Source organism: Gammaproteobacteria bacterium (assembly GCA_029862005.1).
GTDB lineage: Bacteria > Pseudomonadota > Gammaproteobacteria.
In genome coordinates, this window is sequence record JAOTYD010000001.1 from 309549 (window position 1) to 329999 (window position 20451).

The 20451-nt window shown below is 53.7% G+C and carries 20 protein-coding genes; 7 read left to right on the forward strand and 13 right to left on the reverse strand.

From position 1 onward, the window contains the following. Positions 1-7: 7 nt before the first annotated feature. Positions 8-484: a cyclic pyranopterin monophosphate synthase MoaC gene (gene moaC, locus OES20_01420; protein ID MDH3633341.1), complete on the forward strand. Its 477-nt coding sequence runs from the start codon at positions 8-10 to the stop codon at positions 482-484. A 54-nt stretch (positions 485-538) separates the two neighbouring features. Here the strand turns inward: moaC and OES20_01425 are convergent, their stop codons facing one another. The 5 genes from OES20_01425 to OES20_01445 all read right to left on the reverse strand — a co-directional run bounded on the left by OES20_01425 (position 539) and on the right by OES20_01445 (position 5368). Then, the gene (locus OES20_01425) at positions 539-1108 is read right to left on the reverse strand and encodes a hypothetical protein (GenBank protein ID MDH3633342.1); all 570 of its coding nucleotides are present in this window, start codon (positions 1106-1108) and stop codon (positions 539-541) included. Positions 1109-1154: 46 nt separating this feature from the next. Then, a complete protein-coding gene (locus OES20_01430) occupies positions 1155-1886 on the reverse strand; it encodes a HAMP domain-containing protein (protein ID MDH3633343.1) in 732 nt (243 codons plus the stop codon). A gap of 21 nt (positions 1887-1907) precedes the next feature. Next, on the reverse strand, positions 1908-2645 hold the full coding sequence (locus OES20_01435) for a transporter substrate-binding domain-containing protein (GenBank protein MDH3633344.1): 738 nt from the start codon (positions 2643-2645) through the stop codon (positions 1908-1910). 608 nt (positions 2646-3253) lie between these two features. Then, positions 3254-4714 (reverse strand): serine/threonine protein kinase, encoded by a 1461-nt coding sequence (locus OES20_01440; GenBank protein ID MDH3633345.1) that lies wholly within the window; start codon positions 4712-4714, stop codon positions 3254-3256. 294 nt (positions 4715-5008) lie between these two features. Then, the gene (locus OES20_01445) at positions 5009-5368 is read right to left on the reverse strand and encodes a hypothetical protein (protein MDH3633346.1); all 360 of its coding nucleotides are present in this window, start codon (positions 5366-5368) and stop codon (positions 5009-5011) included. Positions 5369-5410: 42 nt separating this feature from the next. Here OES20_01445 and OES20_01450 point away from each other — a divergent pair, with 42 nt between their 5' ends. From OES20_01450 to OES20_01465, 4 genes are all read left to right on the forward strand, one after another. Beyond that, positions 5411-5686, forward strand: a complete 276-nt coding sequence (locus tag OES20_01450) for a hypothetical protein (protein ID MDH3633347.1) — start codon at positions 5411-5413, stop codon at positions 5684-5686. A gap of 173 nt (positions 5687-5859) precedes the next feature. After that, positions 5860-6222 (forward strand): cupin domain-containing protein, encoded by a 363-nt coding sequence (locus tag OES20_01455; GenBank protein ID MDH3633348.1) that lies wholly within the window; start codon positions 5860-5862, stop codon positions 6220-6222. 291 nt (positions 6223-6513) lie between these two features. Next, on the forward strand, positions 6514-6789 hold the full coding sequence (locus tag OES20_01460) for a cupin domain-containing protein (protein MDH3633349.1): 276 nt from the start codon (positions 6514-6516) through the stop codon (positions 6787-6789). Positions 6790-7043: 254 nt separating this feature from the next. Continuing rightward, positions 7044-7520, forward strand: a complete 477-nt coding sequence (locus OES20_01465) for a YbaK/EbsC family protein (protein MDH3633350.1) — start codon at positions 7044-7046, stop codon at positions 7518-7520. Positions 7521-7673: 153 nt separating this feature from the next. On the opposite strand, the gene OES20_01470 is transcribed toward OES20_01465, so the two are convergent. From OES20_01470 to OES20_01480, 3 genes are all read right to left on the reverse strand, one after another. Then, entirely contained in the window at positions 7674-8627 is a 954-nt protein-coding gene (locus OES20_01470; GenBank protein MDH3633351.1) for a polyphosphate kinase 2, read from the reverse strand. Between the two features lie 276 nt (positions 8628-8903). Continuing rightward, the gene (locus tag OES20_01475; GenBank protein MDH3633352.1) at positions 8904-9230 is read right to left on the reverse strand and encodes a hypothetical protein; all 327 of its coding nucleotides are present in this window, start codon (positions 9228-9230) and stop codon (positions 8904-8906) included. Positions 9231-9378: 148 nt separating this feature from the next. Then, a complete protein-coding gene (locus OES20_01480; GenBank protein ID MDH3633353.1) occupies positions 9379-10428 on the reverse strand; it encodes a DUF2333 family protein in 1050 nt (349 codons plus the stop codon). An 83-nt stretch (positions 10429-10511) separates the two neighbouring features. Here OES20_01480 and OES20_01485 point away from each other — a divergent pair, with 83 nt between their 5' ends. Continuing rightward, a complete protein-coding gene (locus OES20_01485; protein MDH3633354.1) occupies positions 10512-12362 on the forward strand; it encodes an AsmA family protein in 1851 nt (616 codons plus the stop codon). Further along, a complete protein-coding gene (mutY, locus tag OES20_01490; GenBank protein MDH3633355.1) occupies positions 12363-13415 on the forward strand; it encodes an A/G-specific adenine glycosylase in 1053 nt (350 codons plus the stop codon). A 79-nt stretch (positions 13416-13494) separates the two neighbouring features. Here the strand turns inward: mutY and OES20_01495 are convergent, their stop codons facing one another. The 5 genes from OES20_01495 to OES20_01515 are packed head-to-tail and all read right to left on the reverse strand — an operon-like array spanning position 13495 to position 20230. Further along, entirely contained in the window at positions 13495-14562 is a 1068-nt protein-coding gene (locus tag OES20_01495; protein MDH3633356.1) for a radical SAM protein, read from the reverse strand. A 56-nt stretch (positions 14563-14618) separates the two neighbouring features. Continuing rightward, positions 14619-16583: an EAL domain-containing protein gene (locus tag OES20_01500; protein ID MDH3633357.1), complete on the reverse strand. Its 1965-nt coding sequence runs from the start codon at positions 16581-16583 to the stop codon at positions 14619-14621. Further along, a complete protein-coding gene (locus OES20_01505; GenBank protein MDH3633358.1) occupies positions 16576-17187 on the reverse strand; it encodes a YfiR/HmsC family protein in 612 nt (203 codons plus the stop codon). The genes OES20_01500 and OES20_01505 overlap by 8 nt, the downstream gene beginning before the upstream one ends. After that, positions 17160-19178: a TonB-dependent receptor gene (locus OES20_01510; protein ID MDH3633359.1), complete on the reverse strand. Its 2019-nt coding sequence runs from the start codon at positions 19176-19178 to the stop codon at positions 17160-17162. The genes OES20_01505 and OES20_01510 overlap by 28 nt, the downstream gene beginning before the upstream one ends. A gap of 50 nt (positions 19179-19228) precedes the next feature. Next, the gene (locus OES20_01515) at positions 19229-20230 is read right to left on the reverse strand and encodes a DUF4382 domain-containing protein (GenBank protein MDH3633360.1); all 1002 of its coding nucleotides are present in this window, start codon (positions 20228-20230) and stop codon (positions 19229-19231) included. Positions 20231-20451 lie beyond the last annotated feature (221 nt).

The window sequence follows — 20451 nt, forward strand, 5'->3', positions numbered from 1 at the left end:
TCCGCACATGAGTAAATTAACTCATTTCAACCAGGCCGGCGAAGCGCACATGGTCGATATCGCCGACAAGCCGTCGAGTGCGAGGCGCGCGATCGCCCGTGGTCGTATTGTAATGCAGGCTGAAACCCTCGAACTGATCCAGCAGGGCGGGCACAAGAAGGGTGACGTGCTCGGCGTGGCGCGCGTCGCCGGCATCATGGCGACCAAGCGTACCGCGGACCTGGTACCGATGTGCCATCCGTTGGCGCTGACCCGCGTGGCGGTCGAGTTCAAAACCGATCTCGACGCTTGCGCGATCGACTGCACCGTCACGGCCGAGACCACCGGCCAGACCGGTGTCGAAATGGAAGCCCTGACCGGGGTGCAGGTCACCCTGCTGACGATTTACGACATGTGCAAGTCGGTCGATCGCGGTATGGTCATCAGCGACGTGCGCCTGCTCGAAAAATCCGGCGGCAAGTCCGGCCACTGGAAGCGCGACTAACCTGCCCGTCATTCCGGCTCTCGACTTCGAGCGTGGAGCCGACCGCGCGGGGTCTCAGATCTCGCTGATCGACTGGAGAAACGCATCGGTGTCGGCCTGGGTCGCACCGACGTCTAGAGTGATATTCGTGATTACGGTGCGCAGGTCGCCTTCGGGATTGGCCAGGTGTTCCTCACAGACCATCGCCCCGATCGGGCCGAAATGATGCACCGCGGCAGCTTTGATTGCCCGCTTCAAGCGCCCATCGATCTGACGCCGCTCAGACGCCGACCCCTCGCGCTCCAGGATGCCCACGTTGCTGATTTCCGTCGTGGTGGTATCGTCGATCGTATCTGTGGTCAGTTGCGACAATATCGCGCTGGTATCGAGTTTTTCCGTGACCGACTGCGAGATATCCAGCGCCAGGTGGTTGGTTATCTTGACGCGCTCGATCCGCATGATGAACGGCAACGCGTCAATGCCTTTTATGACGCGGTAGGTCAGCAGGACGATATCACCGTGATCGAAACCGATCTGGAACGAGTGCTGGCGATCGCAGAGGCCGGTGACCAGGCCGCTGTAGGCTTCACGATGGTGGCTTCTCACCAGGTCGACAAGTTGGTCGTATAAGATCCAGTTGCTCACGGTCGCGTCTGTTGTTCAAGCCTGCAGCTTCGATCCCGCTGCACCACTATGCGGCTTTCTTGGCCCGGGCGTAAATCCGCTTGAACGCAACCCGCAAGCTGACCTGCATGCGCTGAAAGGAATCCGCAAGCTGGCCGATCTCATCGTTCGATTCACTCACGATGTTCTGTTTCAGATCGCCGTGGCTGATCGTGTCGGCGTGTTTTGCCAGGCGGGTAATCGGGCCAACGATAACCTGGTTCATGACGATCGCCATGATCGCGACCAGCACGACGATCAGGATCAGTAGCGTGATAACGTTGGCGAGGGTGGCGGTGGCCAGTTGCCGCGCCAGCTGCCTCTTGGATACAAAAACCGCAATCTGGCCGATTGACTTGTTGCCGTTGTTGACGTCGTTTTGCGCCTTGATCAGGTCACCGGCAATGGCACCGTTTGATGGCACCGGCAGACCCGCGGAATTACGTTCACGCGCCGAGAATATCGACTTGCCGCCCTCATCCCAGACCACGATTGCGTGGATATTGTCTTCCAGCATTTCGGCCTCGAGGGTCGAGTCGACCAGGTCCCGGTCGAGGTCCCACATCGGCCCGATCAAGTGCTTGGACAGGCGTTGCGAGGTCACCTGGGCCAGTTTCTCCAGGTCGGCGGCCAGCTGTCTTTGATCGTTGAACGTGTTATATGCGCTCAGCCCCCCGAGTACCAGCGTACAGGAGATGACGATCACGACGACGAGCTTCATGCGAATCGTGCTGTACCAGCGAATGTCTTTAGTTGCCATTGTTGATTCCCAATTTCAGGATTACTTGCGTAACCGGTTGACGATGCGATCGAACTCGCCGTTCTGGCGTATCTTTGCCAGCCCGCGATTGAAGTCCGCGATCACTTTTTTGCCGTCGGCAATATTGCGCGATGCCATCAGATATAACCCGTGCGTTTCCAGCGGTGGCTCGACGAATTCGACGTCGCCGATGCAAAAGCCTTCTTTCCTCGCCTCGTAACGAAACAGGTCGAAGTTCATCACCGCCATGTCGATGCGTCCACGGAACAACTTGCGGATATTCAGGTTGGGGAAGCTCGCGACTTGCTTGTCGAGATAATTGGCCGCATCGAATTCCTCGCTGTTGGCAAAACCACGTGAAATGCCGATGCTGTAGGGCGCCAGTTCGCGCAGGGAGTCATAACGGGTAATCCCGAGCCCCGGGCGCGCGATCAGGCCGAGCTGCAGAAAATAAATCGGATCGCTGAAGATATACGTTTGTTCGCGTTCCTTGTTGTGGTACGCGCCCATGACGATATCGGCCTTGCCTTCCTCCACTTCCTTGAGCGCGCGGGTCCAGGGAATGAAATCGACCTCCGAAACGTGGCCACTGGCGCGGAACGCGGCCTTGACGATGGCCGTGGTCAAGCCCTCCTCGGGCAACTCGGAACCATAGTGTGGTGCCCATTCGACAGTCAGCATGGATATTTCGCGCGCCTGCACCGAAGGCACGAGCACAAAGGCCAGCAATATTGACAGCAAGGATTTTTTATTTAGCATATTGTCTACTCCCTAGTTTCATACAGCCACGGACACCATTGCGTAACGCTTGCGCTTAATACCGCAAGAAATAAATTTTAAATAGGATTTTTATTATTGGTAGCCTATTGGCTAATATAAAAATTTACTTCGATCGACAAATAAGCTCTAACAGGCATGATGACTGTCTGGATAAGTTAAGTATGGATGATTTTGAGGATTTTTTCATAAAATCATCGCTACGGCCGAGCCCCCCGGCGGTCCCGATTCTAGACCGGTATTTAGCTTGCGCTGTCGGGCCGCGCATCTTCTTGCCGCTCGATCCCTCGATTGCCGAATCGATCGAGTTATCTCGACGGCGGCGCATCCGGTCGATCGGGTGTGGCTGATCGCCTAATAACCTGAAATAAAATATCGACCTGCTTGGTTACCCGAGTTCCGAATTTACCTGGGGGCCAGCCCGTGAGCGAAGCGAACGCATTGGCTGCAGCGAAGCAATCCTGTGATGCCGCGCCATAAAGGTGAGATTACTTCGTCGGCGCGCTCCTCGCTCTTATTTCCTGAAAGTACGCGGTTGCATCACCAACCCATCCCGGGCACTCATGGACCATAATTAAGTCGAACTTGCGTTAATTTCGCAACCAGGTTTTTGCAACTTTCCCAATGTAGTGCACAAAATCATTGCCGGTTATATCCGGCGCTTCGTCTTGTTGTGGCTGCGGCCTCATCATTTCCGGGGAAATACCGGACCTCTTTTTATTGATTAATGCCCGCCTCGATGTGCTCATCATTTCCCAACGCCTGAGAAATTCTTCCTGTTTTTCCTGTTCCGGAATTTCTTTTGAAATCTCTATCGCTAAATTGTTTGCCGAAGCACTTTTAGTTTCATGCTCCTCCATTATGAGTGTCGCACTCGGTCCTACAATGTCGGTTAGCAGGGTCGTCATCGAATTCAGCTCGTCTTTATTGATTAACGTCCGCCTGGATACGCTCATCATTTCCCAGCGCTCGAGAAATTCCGCTCTCTTTTCCTGTTCCGGAATTTCTTTTGAAATCTCTATCGCTAAATTATTTGCCGATGTGCTCTTGGTTTCAAGCTCCCCCATAATGAGTGTCGCACTGGGTCCTACAATGTCGGTTAGCAGGGTCGTCATCGATTTCAGCTCGTCTTCGCTTGGCCCGATATCCGGTACCGATGCTCTTTTGATCGTGGCAACTTGACCTGAAGAGGTTGTCGCCTTCTGCTGGAGTCGGGGTAGTACCCGTTTTATTGCCTGCATGAATTCCAGCACAGTTTGATACCTTTCTTCTCGATCAACCTGTAATCCCCGGATCACGACGGGAATGAGTGCGGTCGGGTAGTTGGCCGAGTAATCGATCCGGTTTCCGGGAGGCATGTTGGCAATTTCCGGTAACCGGGATTGCTGGAATGGCGAGCTTTCCGGCACCATTTTGAGTAACTCCAGGAACAACCTTGCCGCCGAGAATACATCGGCCCGGCAATCGGCCTCCAATCCAAACCTCAGTTCCGGCGCCATGTATCTTGGCGTGCCCATGAAACTCCCGATCATCGTCAAGTCCGAATTCTCCATGAGCCTGGCCATGCCAAAATCGGTTAACTTGATACGACCACTCTTATTTAAGATCAGGACATTGGATGCCTTGATATCCCGATGAACAATATTTAATCGATGCGCAGTATGCAGCGCTCCGAGCAACTGCGATATGATCGAGAGGCCGCGTCTCAAACTGATGCCGCGCCCATGTTTAAGCCTGTGTTTAATGAGCCTGTGTACCGAAACCCCGTTGACGTATTCCATTATGATAAAAGGCTGGTTTTCGTGCTGGCCATACTCGAGGATAGTGACAACGTTGGGGTGAATACATCTTGCCGCCGAGATCGCCTCGCGTTTGAACCGCGCTAACAGTTCTTCACCCGCCTTGCCGCTAATCAGGTGTGGGTGCAGAACCTTTATCGCAACCCGACGTTGGATGTCAGGATCGTATCCCTCGTAAACGACCCCGATCCCACCTTCGCCGAGCAAAGATTTAACCTGGTATTTCCCGATCATTTGGGGATTCTCTTCCATAGCGCCTAGCTCGGGTCTTCTTCAATGGATTCGGGCACTGCGTTTTGCCCGATGAAAAAGTCCGACTGTGCAGTATGCTCATGAGTGTATACAAATTGCTTCATATACTCCCGTAAAACTTGTGAAGCCGGTATGTCGCGTGCTTTACAGGTATCAAGAAACCTTTTATGCAATCCAGGCTCGATTCGAATTCGTAGGGCTGATGTTTTTGCCATTGTGTTTCCATTGGATACACATTAATTGAAGCGAAAGTATAAGTGCTTAATATCCCCGGTTCAACCCGTTTCGGCGGGCTTAATTTTCAGGATTCTCGATGGTACCGGGTCCATTGAATACCGGATGGAGCTGGATGCAGGTCAGCCGGCCTTTCGAGAAACATTTTTTCGGAATGTTTGTATAAACAGGTCTTCCATCATCCGTCGTATGCAGAATGAATGTCATTGGTGCCTCGTAAGGTGGCCCTTCATACGGATGGGAGGCCGCGCTGAATGCTACAAACAGCCCGAGGAGTAAAATTATAATAATTAGCACGATGTGCCGTTTCATAAACATTCCTCCCAACAGATCGTCCCATAATCCTACTATCGGTATTTTTCTTTTGTGATATGGATCAATAATCTGCTCACCTCTCAACTTGTCTTTTAATACCGCCACCGGGTAAATAATACCAACGATATACGCAAGGCACCGGTATACATGTACTGGTTTTCCGCAGTATTGTTCGCCATCAAGCTGCGTTACTATGGCCGGGTTATGGATATCGGTTTTAATTTTATTCTCGGAGTACTGGCGATTGTTTATGGCCTATATTGCTTTATCCAGAGAAAAGTTGCACCTGAAAAAATCGAAAAACTGCAATTGTTGATCGAACGTAATGGTGAAAAAATGGGCCATTCCATACACATGTTCGGTTATACGATATTACCCATTATCGCAGGCTTATTGCTGCTGTTCGCTCATTTCCGGGTTTAAACCCACACAAAAGTAAAACGGGCGGGGGGATTAAAGTTTAATCCCCCCGTCCCCTTTTTTGGCGATCCAATAAAGTTATCTGCTGTTCAGACGAATTCATTTTTTCGATTGGTAGGGAATGTTCCAGGAGAATAAACTGACAGGCCGGATAATAAATCCATAAGGGGGAAACGATGTCTGTCATACGGAAAAAAAGTTTCTCGACCCCGGACGAGACCCGCACGCCGGATAAGACCAACGTGGCGGTCGTGGACCTGGGATCAGTCAAGGTAGCTCAACTTACAGTGCAGCCAGGATGGAGTTGGTCCAGCTGCGTCAAGCCGGTAGTTGGAGGCGAGAGTTGTCAGGTGCACCACGTCGGCACCTGTGTGTCAGGCCAGATGAAAGTGCGACATGACGATGGAACCGAGGTTGATATCAAAGCTGGCGATGCATACGTAATCGAACCCGGTCACGACGGCTGGGTCGTCGGGGACGAACCCGTTGTCATGTATGAATTTGACAGTTCGGCCGCAGAGACTTACGCCAAAAAATGAAGTGAGGTTGGGCTGCTGGTGCAAGGTAAGTGCGAGGCCGCCCTAACCTCTCCGGAAAAACGACACTCGGTTGTTAAGGCCCGCGTATTGGTGAAATTCGAGCTCCACCCACACCTTCAGGAGGAGAATCCCATGAATAGAATACGAAGCATACTAATAGGCGTATCCATTTTTGCGGCCGGTTTAGTTATTGGAAATCTCGACATGAGATCGCTTAGAGCGCAAGAATCATATCCAACAAAAAGTGAAGGACTCGACCTTACCAAACTGGGGGTTGTGTCGAAGGAGTCGATGTCCAGGCAGACTGGCCTGACAGGCTACGTTTTACAGCTAAGAATGGTAACAATGGAACCTGGCGGTCAGATCGCACGGCACAAGCATGATACCCGTCCCGGCCTGGTTTATACGCTTGAGGGGTCATGGACTGAAGGTCGGCCGGATGGCGAGCGTGACTATCCTGCCGGCGGAGATAAAGCCATCCTGGAGGACGCGGACACTGACCACTGGTTCTACAATCGAACCGACAAGCCGGTAAAGTTTATAATTTGCGATTTAGATAACCGTTAAATAATAAAATTGCGAACAGGTGGCGTTTCAGCATGCTGGTTTCGACCGCCCCTTCTTGATAGCAGAAGCTGATAAATCTCATACGGGCGGCTACCTGCGGCCAGAAGCGGACGCCTGGTTATCAGGTAGAACTTAATCTCCTCTGATCTATATCAAGATCACATAGTAATTACTCGGTAGCCTTGTCTATCAGTTAAATACAAATTGTTTTGGTAGATGCTGAATATTTTCACAACATGGAATCAGGAGGGATCATGACAATAGCATCGAAATTGGAAAATTATCTGCAACAGCGGGAGGTTAAGTACCAGGTGGTCACTCATCCGCACAGTGAATACAGCATGGAGACTGCAGAAAAGGCCCATGTTCCTGGTGATGCCCTGGCCAAGGGGGTGTTGGTAAAGGATTACGACGGCTACTTACTGGTGGTTTTGCCTGCTGACTATCACGTTGAGCTCGAATCCCTACACAAGCTGCTGCGTAAAGAAGTGTTGATGGCGGATGAAGCTGCCCTGGAGGAGCTCTTTAGTGACTGTGAACCGGGAGCGGTGCCGCCCATTGGTATGGCCTACGGGGTAAAGACAGTATGGGACCCGACATCCAGCCTTGGCAAACTGGATGAAGTCTTCTTCGAGGCGGGTGATCATCAGACTCTGGTGCGGATGAGTGGTGTGCAATTTCACGAGTTGATGGCGCCGGCCGAGCGCGGGGAATTCAGTCACCATATCTGACGGGTGCCTTTCTCCAAGGCTGCCGTTTAAATTTTAATCGGTCAGTAGCAACCTACGGTCAGGAACGGAGGTTAATTTGAATCGTATCGGCCAGGGTGGTCCCCCAGTTTGTGGTTTCGAACTAATGGATTCGTCATGGATGCAGGGAACCAGTCATCTGACGAAGTGACCGTGTTTACGTCGTTGCTTTTCCATTCTGGCGATTTCCTTGTCACCCTTGATGATCACATCCGGGTCTAGTCGAAAATCCAGCTTTCGACTACGGCCCCTGTAGGGAATCCTCGATAACAGCAGTTTCATGGTCTCGAGCCTTGCCTTGTGCTTGTCGTCGGCACGTATGACGAACCAGGGATTCTTGCTGGTATGGGTCTTTTGCAGCAGTCGATATTTCATTTCGGTGAACTCATCCCACAGTTCCTGGGCCTGGAGATCAACCTCGCTCAACTTCCATTGCCGCAGCGGATCATTGCGACGGCGTTCGAATCGCCGATACTGCTCTTTTTTTGAGACCGAAAAATACAATTTCAGCAAAGTGGTACTTCGATCGCTTATAAAACTTTCTTCGTAGTCGTTTACCTTACGCAGGAACGCCCGATACTGGCTGCGGGTACAAAAGCCCATGATCGGCTCCACCATAGCCCGGTTATACCAGCTGCGATCGAAGAATACGATTTCGCCCGCGTGAGGAAATTGCTCAATGTAACGCTTCATGTGCAGTTCAGTACGCTGATTCGGACTGGGCTTGCCCAACGCCACGGCCCGGTAATGCTTCTCATTCATGTAACGAGTCAAGCGCCGGATAGTTCCACCCTTGCCCGAAGCATCACGGCCATCAAAAAGGACGATGACCTTACGCTTGGTCGCTTCCAGATGCGCCTGCATTTTGATCAATTCCGCCTGATAGGGTTTCAGGGCCTCGGCATAAAAGTAACTTCTGAGTGCAGAATCGATGCTCCTGGCGCGATCTTTCTTTTGCAGGTTTTCGAGCAGATTATCAAGTCGCCTCTCGCAATAGGGAGCCCCTTTATCCGACACACGCTTGTCGGCAATTTTGTGAATTTTAGCTATACCGCGATTGACCTGTGGATTAGTTGATTCTGTTTTCATTGCAAATGACGCATAGTTCATCCAGTCGATACAATAACACAGCGCAACCTATGGATGTCGCTGGAGTCTGCTCTGGGTCGTTAGTCGCCCCTGAAAAATCGGGTCTCAGCGTGCGCCTTCTCCAAAGGAGATACTCAAAATCCAGGTGTGGGTGACAATCTTCGGCCAGGAACAGACGTTCGGCCGAGTCGATCAGTGCGGAATTGGGGTGAAAGTTCGCTTGTTGGGCTTTGTCGATAAAGTAAGTTTGCTATCGCTTTATTTGCCAGTTGTTTTCTAGGCAGGTTCTCTATCGATCTCCGCACTTTTCTCTTTCAAATCCCGGACTCGTTTGGTTAAAGCACGGGTTTTCAATTTTAAGTGCTGGTTTTCATACTCCAGCTTCTTTATGAGGTTTCGTTGTCTGGACGTAAGCGTGTCAAGACGCTCCACATGCTCATTCGTCACTAATTCCGGATCGCGCTTTAATTCCGAGAGCTTGAGTTGCAACGCCCTGACATGACTAATAGCATCGCGTAGTTTATTACGCGTATACGTAGCCTGGTTGCGATCATTCGCAAGGCGGTTAAGCTGTTTGATTATCTCGTCGCTTCTATGATTCATACCTCCCCCTGGAGAGATGAAACATGATTCGAGAAAACTCTGCATCACTCAAATTGGTTAAATTCGATCCGTCAGGCGGTAAATGTTAAATATTTACCTAATGTCGGCTGTTGGTCGATTTGGAGCCGGGGTGGGATCGAATTGAAGGTTAACCCTGTGCCAGCAGGCTGCGCAGATCGATGACCGCGGCATTCGCACGCGAAATATACGACGCCATGACCAGCGAGTGGTTGGCAAAAATACCGAATCCGCCACCGTTCAGGATGATAGGGCTCCAGATAGCGTCCTGGGTTGCCTCGAGTTCGCGAATGATCTGGCGCAGGCTGATCAACGCGTTTTTCTTTTGCAGTATCGGTTCGAAATCCAGTTCCACCGCCTTCAGAAACTGGACCAGCGCCCAGGAGGCGCCGCGGGCCTCGTAAAAGACATCATCGATTTCGTCCCAGGGGGTTTTAACCTCGACCTGGGAACTGGTTCGCGTCGATTGTACCGCCTCGGCATCGCCGGCGAGATCCGTGTTGAGTCGCACCTGGCCAACGCTTGCGCTCAGGCGCTGCGACAGGCTACCGAGCCGCTTTTCCACCTGCCCGAGCCATTCCTGCAGGTTGTCCGCGCGCGCATAAAACTGCGCGTCCGGATCGCCCGGATTCTGCAGTCGCTCGAGGTAACCGTAGAGCGCGGTAATACCTTCGCCGTAGACGTTTTCCGTGGCCGGTAAAAACCACGATTCGTTGTCGAAGTTGAACTTGGGCTCGGAAATGATCAAATCCTCGTCTTCGGCCGACTGCGATTGCGAGCGACTGAAATCGTTGCGCATCGAGCGCGCCAGGTCACGACACTGCACCAGTACGCCGAATTCCCAGTTGGGGATGTTATCGAGCCAGATCGATGGCGGCATGATGTCGTTGCTGAGATAACCGCCGCGCTTGTTCATGAGCGTCTCCATCACGGTAATCAACGTGCTCGTGGTGTAACTGCCGGTGGTGAGTCGCGATTCAGTCACCGGGGCATGCTCGACCGCGGCTTCCTCGATATCAAACGGATCTGGCTCGTCGCTCCAGTAAATACCCAGCAGCGCCAACAGGAGCAAAATTATCACGACCGGTATCGCGATACGCATGATTACGCCATCATCCCCGGAACCCGCAAAACGATATCCCGTTGCCCGGTCGGCCCAATCTCTCAGTTTATCTAACATGATCTTGTATCAAGTCCCGTTTCGTGCCACATTGCAGGGCATTATTTCAGATCAAAGCCAAGGTATAAAGCTACTAACCTGTTATGAAGAAAATCATTCGTTATCTCGTTATCGGCGTGGTCGCCGCAATTGTCTTCCTGGTTGCGATTGTGGTCATATTTGTGGCGGTATTCGACCCCAATGCCTACAAGGAGGATCTCACCGAGCTGGTGCGTGAACAGACCGGGCGCGAGCTGCAGTTCCACGGCGACGTGGACCTCACGGTGTTCCCGGCGCTCGGTATGAAACTCGGTGCGATGAGTTTTTCCAATGCCGAAGGTTTTGGTGCCCTGCCGATGGTCAAGGTCAGCGAAGCGAGCATCAGTGTCGACCTGGCTTCGCTGGTCGCCTTTGCCCCGGAAATCGACAAGCTGGTGTTGCGCGATCTCGAAATCAACCTGATTAAAAACAAGGCGGGTGTCACCAACTGGGACGATCTGGTTGCCGAACCCTCACAAGGTGCGGGAGCTGATGAAAGCTCGGCTGACACGGGCGAGTCCGACTTTGAAATCAAGGGCGCTTTCGGCGGTCTCGATCTCGAGAATATACAACTGCTGTGGCAGGACCAGCAGGCAGGTACCGAGTTCCGCATCGTCGACCTCGATATCGGCACCGGGCGTATCGTGCCGAATGAAGCCTTTCCGTTAACACTGCATCTCGATGCCAATGCCAGTGGCGATCTCGATATCGTCTTCGATCTCAAGACCAACGTGACCTACCTGATTGAACAGCAGAGTTTGACGCTCAGCGAGATGGCACTCCTGTTGAATGAATTCCAGATCGGGGGCAGTGTACAGGTTTCCAATTTTGCCAAACCTGTGGTGAAGTTTGATCTCGCCTCGGATAATCTCGATGTCGATGCGCTGCTCGGAACGCCGCCCGCCATGGAGCCGGCTGAAAGCGAAGCGACCAGTACTGCCAGCGAAGACGTGCAAATTGAATTGCCGATGCAAACCCTGCGTGATCTCGATATCGATGGCGCGCTCAAGATCGCGCAGATCAAGGCGCAGAACCTCAAAATGAGTAATCTCGACGTCAAGGTCAAGGCACAAAACGGCCTGGTTTCGCTGAAACCGGTCAGGTTTAATGCCTACGATGGTACGATCGAGACCGCTGTCGTGCTCGATGCCAAATCGGATACCCCGAAGTACGCGGTCACTAAATCGATCGCGGGAATACAGATTGGTGACCTGCTTATGGACTATACGGGCGAGGACGCGGTCATTGGCACCTTGAACGCCGAGGTCAACCTGACCACTCGTGGTGAATGGTTGAGCAAGCTCAAGCAGAACAGTAATGGAACGATGAATCTCACATTCCTCGATGGTGCAATCAACGGCTTCAATATCCGCCAGTCGATCGAGGCCGCCAAGGCCAAGTTTGGCGGTAAGGAGCCACCAGCGGAAGAAACGTTTAAAACCGATTTCTCGTCGCTGACAATCAGTGGCGTGATCAAGAATGGCGTGTTCTCAAGCGATGACCTCGACCTGCAGGCCCCGCTGTTACGGATCAGCGGTAAAGGCAGTGCCAATCTGAATACCGAGGAGATTGATTACCAGGTAAATGCCAAGCTGGTCGAATCCGTGGAGGGCCAGCAAGGTGGCTCTGCCGAGGAACTTGCCGGCCTCGAAATTCCGGTCGGTATCAAGGGGCCGTTTAATGCGCCCAAGATCGACGTACTGCTCGATGAAATGATGAAGGCGAAAGCGGACGCCGAGAAGGCCAAGCTCAAGGCTGAAATCGAAAAGCAAAAGGAAGAGCTCAAGCAGCAGCTCGAGGCGGAACAGAAGGCGCTCGCCGAGTCCAAGAAACGCGAGCTCGAAAAGAAAAAGGAAGTTGAAAAGACCAAGGCCAAGAAGAAGCTCGAGGACAAGCTTAAAAATTTACTCGAATAAATGGATGCCGACGCGTCCAGTTTTGCCAACACGGTACTGGACTGGTACCGGCGTTACGGGCGGCATGACCTGCCATGGCAGCAACAGGACGCCTACCGCGTCTGGCTCTCCGAAATCATGCTGCAGCAAACGCAGGTCAATACGGTCATCCCGTATTACCGGGATTTCATCAAGCGTTTTCCCAATATCCGACAGCTCGCCGACGCCAGCATCGACGAAGTGCTGCAGCACTGGCAGGGGCTTGGATACTATGCGCGCGCGCGTAACCTGCACAAGGCCGCCGGCGTCATCCGGGACCGGCACAATGGCCGCTTTCCGAGAACCATGGAAGCTGTCGAGGCATTGCCCGGAATAGGGCGCTCGACCGCGGGCGCAATCCTGAGTTTTGCCTTTCACCAGCACTGGCCGATTCTCGATGGCAACGTCAAGCGTGTGCTCGCGCGTTGCTTCCGGGTACCGGGTTGGTATGGACGCAGCGATACCATGAAACAGCTGTGGTACCTGTCGGAATCGGTAACCCCGGCGCAGAACACTTCCGATTTCAACCAGGCAATGATGGATATCGGTTCGATGATCTGTCTCAAATCGAATCCGAAGTGCGAGGCCTGTCCGCTGAAAAACCTGTGCTCGAGTTATCGTCACCACAGCCAGGCCGAGTACCCGCAGAAAAAACCGGCACGCGCCAAGCCGCACAAACACACCTTGATGCTATTGCATCGTTACGAAGACCAGGTATTGCTGTGGCGCCGGCCACCCAGCGGTATCTGGGGCGGACTCTGGTCGTTGCCCGAAGTCGACGGCGAAAAGGATGTTCAACTCTGGCAGCAAAGCTTCCTGTCGACGACCCAGGCGCCGCAGAAAATCCAGCAGGATGTCATTCGCCACCAGTTTACGCATTACAGTCTCGGTATTTCGCTCGCGATTATCGAGATGAAAACCCTGCCGGATCATGTCTCTGATGCGGATAATTACGACTGGGTGGAAATCGAAGATCTCGGCAGCCACGGTCTGCCGACCCCGGTGCGTAAGCTGCTGGGGTCGCTGCAGAACTAGATTGCTGGATTCCGGCTTTCGCCGGAATGACAAAAGAGAGCCGGAATGGCAAAAATTACCGGAATGACGACTTCGGGATTTATCTGGCGAGCAGGCCTGCCTCGCGTTCGAACTTCTTGACGAGAATACCTTCATCACCGCAGCAGGGTGCTGCACAGGTTTTAACTGCGTTCATCGCGTCGGCATCGAGTTCGAGCCAGGCCGAGATCGGTTGATTTTCAGTCGCGCAATCGCAGGAAATGTCGGTGTGCGCGTAAACATGCTGTAACCCGGCATCGCGACCGGCCACTGCCGCCTGCTCGATAATGGCGTTGTCGGTTGCCGGCAAATGCGAGAGCTTGTAGGCGGGGAAAAACTTCGTGACATGCCAGGGGCTTTCTGCACCGAGGTTGTCATGAATCCACGCGGCGATTCGCTTCAATTCATCGACATCATCATTTTTCGTTGGAATCACATTGGTGCGGGTTTCGACATGAATGCCCAGCTCGGCCGCTCTCTTGATCGATCCCAGCACCTGCTCGACCGTGCTCACCGGGCAGATGTCCCGGTAAAATTCGGCCGACAGGCTCTTGATGTCGGAACACAACACATCAATGTGTGGTGCCATCAGATCGAGCGCCTCGTCGGTGACGAAACTGTTGGACACGTAAAGCGTGAACAGCCCGGCGTCGTGGGCGAGCCTTGACACGTCGAGCACGTATTCAAGCCATACCGCGGGCTCGGAGTAGGTAAACGCGATGCCGTCGACCTCGTGCTTGAGCGCGGTTTCAACCATTTGCGCCGGGGACATAAAAGCATCGGTCGACTGTCCGCGCGCGAGCTTGTCGAGTGCTTCGACGCCCCAGGAAATCTCGAGGTTGTGGCAACCCTTGCAGCGGAAATTGCAACCGTAGCTGCCAATCGACATTACGCGACTGTCGGGGCGGTAGTGATAAACCGGTTTATTGCGGATCGATTCGACCTCGATCGCTGACACGATACCGTAGGAAAGGTTGTACAAGGTACCGTTACGGTTGACATGCGCCTGGCAGAAGCCGCGCTGGCCATGCCGCAGGCGACAGCGCCACAGGCACAGGTTGCAAATCACGTCGCCGCTATCAAGCGGTTGTTGTAACAGGGATTCTACAAGTTGGTAATTTTCGGGCATCGAGATCAGGGTCTGGCACGGCAAGGACGCCCAGTGTAGCCGCTTGAGGCTACAATTCAACCGCGCGCCTTGCCGACCACTTTGTCTTTTTTCAGGTACTGTTCCGCAAATTCTTCGGCCGGCAGCGGTAGGGACACGTAGTTACCCTGTATCGTGTTACAGCCCACTTCCTTGCACAAGGACTGGTGCCACTCGGTTTCGACGCCCTCGGCGACGACATCGAGGCCGAAGCCCTGGCCCGCGAGCGTGATCGCCTGCATGATGACCAGGTCATCCTTGCTGTTCGGGGCCTCGTGCACGAAACTCTCGTCGATCTTGATGCCCGACAGCGGCAGTTGCTTGAGCGAGTTCAGCGACGAATACCCGGTGCCGAAATCGTCGATCGAGATATGCACGCCGGCATTATGTAACACGCTCAACGCCTTGATCGCCTGGTCAGGCGATTCCAGCATGATGTTCTCGGCGATCTCGACGCCGATTTGACTGGCCTTCAGGTGATGGCGTTGCAGTATCTGCAAAAACTTGTAGAGCACACCGCGGTTGGCAAAATCCTTGCTCGAGAGGTTAATGTCGACGCGCACAGTGTCATAGCCCTGCTCGGTCCATTGCTGGATAACGCGGCAGGCTTCGTTCGCAACCCAGTTGCTGATATCGAGGATTTGCCCGGTACGCTCGGCAATTTTGATGAAGTCTCCCGGGTTGATGTTTTCCCCGTCCTCCTGCGGCCAGCGGATCAGCGCCTCGCAGGATTCGACGTCACCGGTTTCAAGGTTGATCTGGGGCTGAAAGTAAAGCGCCAGTCGATTTTCATCGAGCGCCTTGCGCAGGTTGGTTTCGACCCAGCGGGAATATTGCATCTCGAGGTTCATCTCGGAGCTGAAAAACTGGTAACAGTTGCGACCTTCGGCCTTGGCGCGATACATCGCGAGATCCGCATTCTTTAACAACTCGCTCGGATCATTACCATCTTCCGGATAAATACTGATACCGACGCTGGTGGTGATGTGCACCGTGGCACCAGGCAGCTCGAAGGCCGGTTCGAAACCCGTAATAATCTTTTCGACCACGTGGTTGACATCCAGCCGGTCGTCCAGGTTCGACATGATCATGACGAATTCGTCACCACCGAAACGGGCCAGCAGGTCATAGTTGCGGGTCACCTCGGACATGCGTCGTGCCACCTGTTCGAGTAACGCGTCCCCGGCTTCATGACCGTGCACATCGTTAACTTCCTTGAAATGATCGAGATCGAAAAATAGTGTCGCCAGCTTTTTACCATTACGCCCCGATTCTTCGAGCTTGCGCGAGAAATCAGCCTGCAGCAGGTAACGATTCGGCAGGTTCGTCAGTTGATCGTAAGCCGCGATCTGGTGCAGGCGTTCCTCGGCCGATTTGCGCTCGGCAATTTCGTAGACCAGGCTGTGTTCGCGCTCGCGGATACGCTCCATCAGGCGATTCGACGTGATCCAGGCGACCACCAGCACGAGGATGACGCCGATCAGCATGATCGCGAGATCGTTAACGATATCGTCGACGAGGCGCTGGTAGAAGATCGGGTTTGCGTAGATTTTTAGGATTGCGATCAGTTCGCCGCTGGTCTTTTTATAAATCGGATTTTCGGTGATGATGCAGTCTTTACAGTCCGTCGCACCGACGTTGAAATTCACCAGGTCGTAATCCGTCGGAAACGCGTCATAGTCGACCTCGAGGGTTACCCCGTAGTAAAGATTCTCACCGGTGCTCGGGTCGTTGATGAGCAGCATCTCGTTAATCGAGTTATGAATCACCGAAACGTCGGTCTTGCCAGTGACGTTCTGAAACTGCGATTCGATCGCGCGCGCATAGGATGACGCCAGCACGCGAGTGTTCGATTGCGCCTCGTTGACCAGCCGTGGCTTGACGTCATAGTGCCAGTTCCACAGGGTCATCGAGATGATGACCACGCCAATGCCAAGAAATAACAGCGAGGACTTGAGGTCCACCGAGTTAAGGAAGTTTCTAGAGAGGAATTGCTTACTCATGTTTCACCGCAATGCGCAAAAAGAACGCTTTCAATTGTATTTTTGATTGTTTCAGGGACGCCATGTTGACCAGCGGAAGCACCTTGTCCGTGACCTGGAAGCCGGCGGTAACGCCGAGTTCGACGTCGCCCTTGAAAGGAGAAAACAGGAGGATCCGCTGCCGTTGCGCGAGCTCGAGCAGCTCGTCAAGGCGTTGATCCAGGGGTTCGGTAATAAAAACGATACTCAGCGGTGCCGGCTCACCGGCCAGCAATGTATCGAGCGACAAGGTCCTGATCTTGAGCTTGCGCTTGCGAATTTCCCCGATCTGGCGCAGGCCCGGTTCGAGTTGCTGCGCGATCCGTCGATTTTCGCGATACACCAGGTAGATCGGCAGGTCATTGGTACCGTCGCTGGCCGCCAGGCTCTGGTTGGCGGCAATAACCGCGGGCAGCAGGTTGATGCCGATCTGCAGCCGTGGTGTCGCGTTCTCCTGCGCGAGTGACGGCAGCCCGACGAATGAGACCAGGCACAGCAGGGTGATGAGCCCGATTTTGCCGGGTAATCTCAACACGTTGATTGGCCTCGGAAAGTTGATCATGGCTCGTAGGTAAACTGTGCCCATAGCGTCGCACCGTCGCTGTAGGGGTAGTCGTCCGGGTAGCTGTCCAGGGGTGCCGGGTGTTTCAGCTCGTCGTCGAGCAGATTCACGATACCGGCGCGAAAATTCAATCCGTCGATGCCGCTAAAGTTCTGCATGCGCAGGCTGACATCGACCTGCGTGGTCTGTTCAAAATCACCGCGCGTATCGGTCTCTTCGCGATCACGGTTGCCGAGGCTGTTGACCTGCAGGTGCACACCGGTCAACGGCATGAGTGCATACTCGACGCCGAGCTTCAGCATCCACGGTGCGGCGCCGGGCAGTTTGTCATCGACGTAATCCTGCAACGACAGGCTGGCGTTGATATCCCAGTCGTTGCCAACCGATTTGTCGACTTCGAGTTCGTAGCCGCGCAGATCGAAGGAACCGCTGTTGAAGTAGCCGAACGGGGCGAAATCCTGGAACAGGATCAGGTTATCGAGCTTCGAGAAATAGATCGTGTTGCGCAACACCAGGTCGTTGTCGAGGAAGATATGCCCGAACTCGAGGGTGTCGTTGGTTTCGGAATCGATATCTGTCTCGATTGAACCGCCTTCCTCGATCAACGACGGTGGTTTGAAAGCACGTGCGAGCTGGGTTTTGAAGATGTGCTGGTCCGAGCGGCGCCACACCAGCGCGATGCGCGGGGAGAGGTTCGAGTCGATGTCTTCGTAGTTGTCGTAACGCAAACCGGCGGTCAGCGTAAGGCGGTCATCGATACGGTACTCGTCCTGCAGCACGACACTGATCGAACTGCGCTCTTCCGAGTCACCGACCGGGCTTGGAAACTCGTTTAGCATCGCTGTAGGCAACCGGGTAATCGGGTCAAGGGAAATGAACTGTTCGGATTCCTTGACCTCGAGGTCGGTCATTATCAGCGCCCCGAACAGCGTATGCGCCGAGACTTCCCAGTTCAGGTTGATCTCGGCTTCGAGGCGCCGTTCCTCGAGCAGCGAATCGGCGACGACATCGTCTTCGGTGCTGAATGCATCGAAGAATTGGGCCACACCGAAGAACAACGAGTTTTGCTCGGTCTCGGTGTTCAACAGGTTGAGCGACCATGCGCCGGAAAGCTGTTCATCGAGTTCGAAGGACTGGCGCACATCGGCCGATAACACCGATTCCGAAATCACCGTTTGGCGGTCATCCGGCGGCAACAGGTTATTGGTGCCGAAATGATCACCGCGATTTCCCTCCTGCAATTGCAGCAACGCGACCAGGTCGCCGGTCTCAAAGCTGAGGATGGCCGACACGAAATCGCGCTTGTTGTTGAGTGGTCCCGGGGCATAAGTTGGCGTTCCCGCCGGTGTGCGATCGAGACCGGAATCGATGTCGTCGCCATCGGCCTGGCTGGCCGCGATGTTGATGCTGGTCTTGAAGTCGCCACCGGGTTGTTCGTAACTGTAAAGTGCCGCGAAGTTCAGGCCGTTACCGGATTCGATTCCGGCAGAATACTGCTCACCCTGCTGACGGGTAATAACGTTGACCACGCCGGCATAGGCGAATTCACCGTAGATCGCTGAACCCGGGCCGCGGATGAACTCGACGCGTTCGATCTGCTCGACCGGGGTATCGTAGAGCGTGCCGGTGGTGGCACCCGCCGAAGAATTCAACGCCTTGCCGTTGAGTAGCAGTTTTACCTTGCTGGGCTCAAAGAGCTTGCCAATGCCGCGCACCGTGATGCTGCGCATGCCGGTCTCGTTCATCGTGGTTTGCACACCGGGGATCGATGCCAGTGCTTCCCACAGTGTGCGAAAGCCACGGCGCTGCATTTGCTCGGCGGTGAGCACGCTCAACATGCCGGGCACGAAATCGGCGTTAAGGCGGGTGTTGGTGGCAAGCGAGGTTTGCTGCTCGAGCAGGTTCATGAACTGGTTCAGCTCATCCGCTTCGGATGAATCCTGCGCCTGTACGCTGCCCGCAATGGCGAACGCCAACAGGGTAATAAAGGGGAGATAATTTTTTCTCAGGGTCACGCAGCCTTCCTAACAGATCGTGCTGTCTTATTTATAGCCCTGAATCGGGATCAGGGCTTGAGAAAAGTGGTATCGGTTACGAGGATAGTAACGTTCTGGACGCCGAAGAACTGGAGGGCGTCGTCATCGTTCGGGTCACCGTCATCGCCGTTGTCGTTTTCATCGATAACTTCGCGGTCGGCATTACAGGTGAGTGCAATAGTGTAATCACCCGCGGCCAGGAACGCGGCTTCGAAAATGTAGAGACCAGTCGTGTTGTCATACTGGATCATCGTGGTCGTTACCGGCTCATTATTTGACGGTGATGCTTCATCGATATCACCCGGCGCGACGTTGTGCCCGCTGTAGACGTAAGCCGCATTGTGGGTGTCAACATCGCCATCCGAGCAGCTCTTGGCCATCAACAACGATGGATGCACACTGCCGCGGATAAATCCGACATCGCTGTCGATCACCAGTTTCATCTTTGCCTTAAGCTTGTATTTACCGGATTTGCTTTTGTACTTGACCGACTTGCGCAGGTCGAAGTCGACCGTGAAATTGATCTGGCGGTCATCCGGGATAGTGAAATCCTGTTTGATTTTAAGGCCGGTAGTGGATGCGTTGGGCACTTCGAGGTCTTTCCACGCGCCACCTTTCACCTTAACGCGGTTCGCCATGGGTGAGTCATCGAGGATGAAACGAACCTGTTTGTAGTCGCCGGCTTCGATCGGCATGTTGACCAGCAGGTCGGCCGTGCTCAGCCCCTGAAGCGCGAGCAGGTCAATCGGTTGCGGAGACGGCAGCGTGTATTTGGTCCAGCCACCCGACTGGCGCTTCATCTCGACCGCGGTGAATTGCACCACGACGTTCTCGAGCCCATCGATGGGGGCATCGGTCACGCGCATCGAAAAGCTGGAACGGGCCGAGCCCGAACCGCCCGACGACGAAATGGTCACGCCTGGCGTGGATCCATCACCACCATCTGCCCGATCACCCGAACTGGTGTCGGTGCCGCAACCGAGCAGGTAAGTACACAGCGCGAGTGTCAGAAAAAGTTTGATCGTTCTCAACATAGTATCCGCATGGGTTCAAGCAACCCTTATTGGTTAATTCCCTGGAATATTGAAATGGCGAATATTCAACAGAATCAATAATATACGTGCGTTTGTGAAAAACGAGGGTGAACTGCGTCAAGAAAAAACCGTTTTTGGTCGTAAATGCTTCACTTTTGCCGACGAAAGGTAGCTGTAATGCGGGTTTAGCCGGCAAAATGCGGGATATATTTGAATCC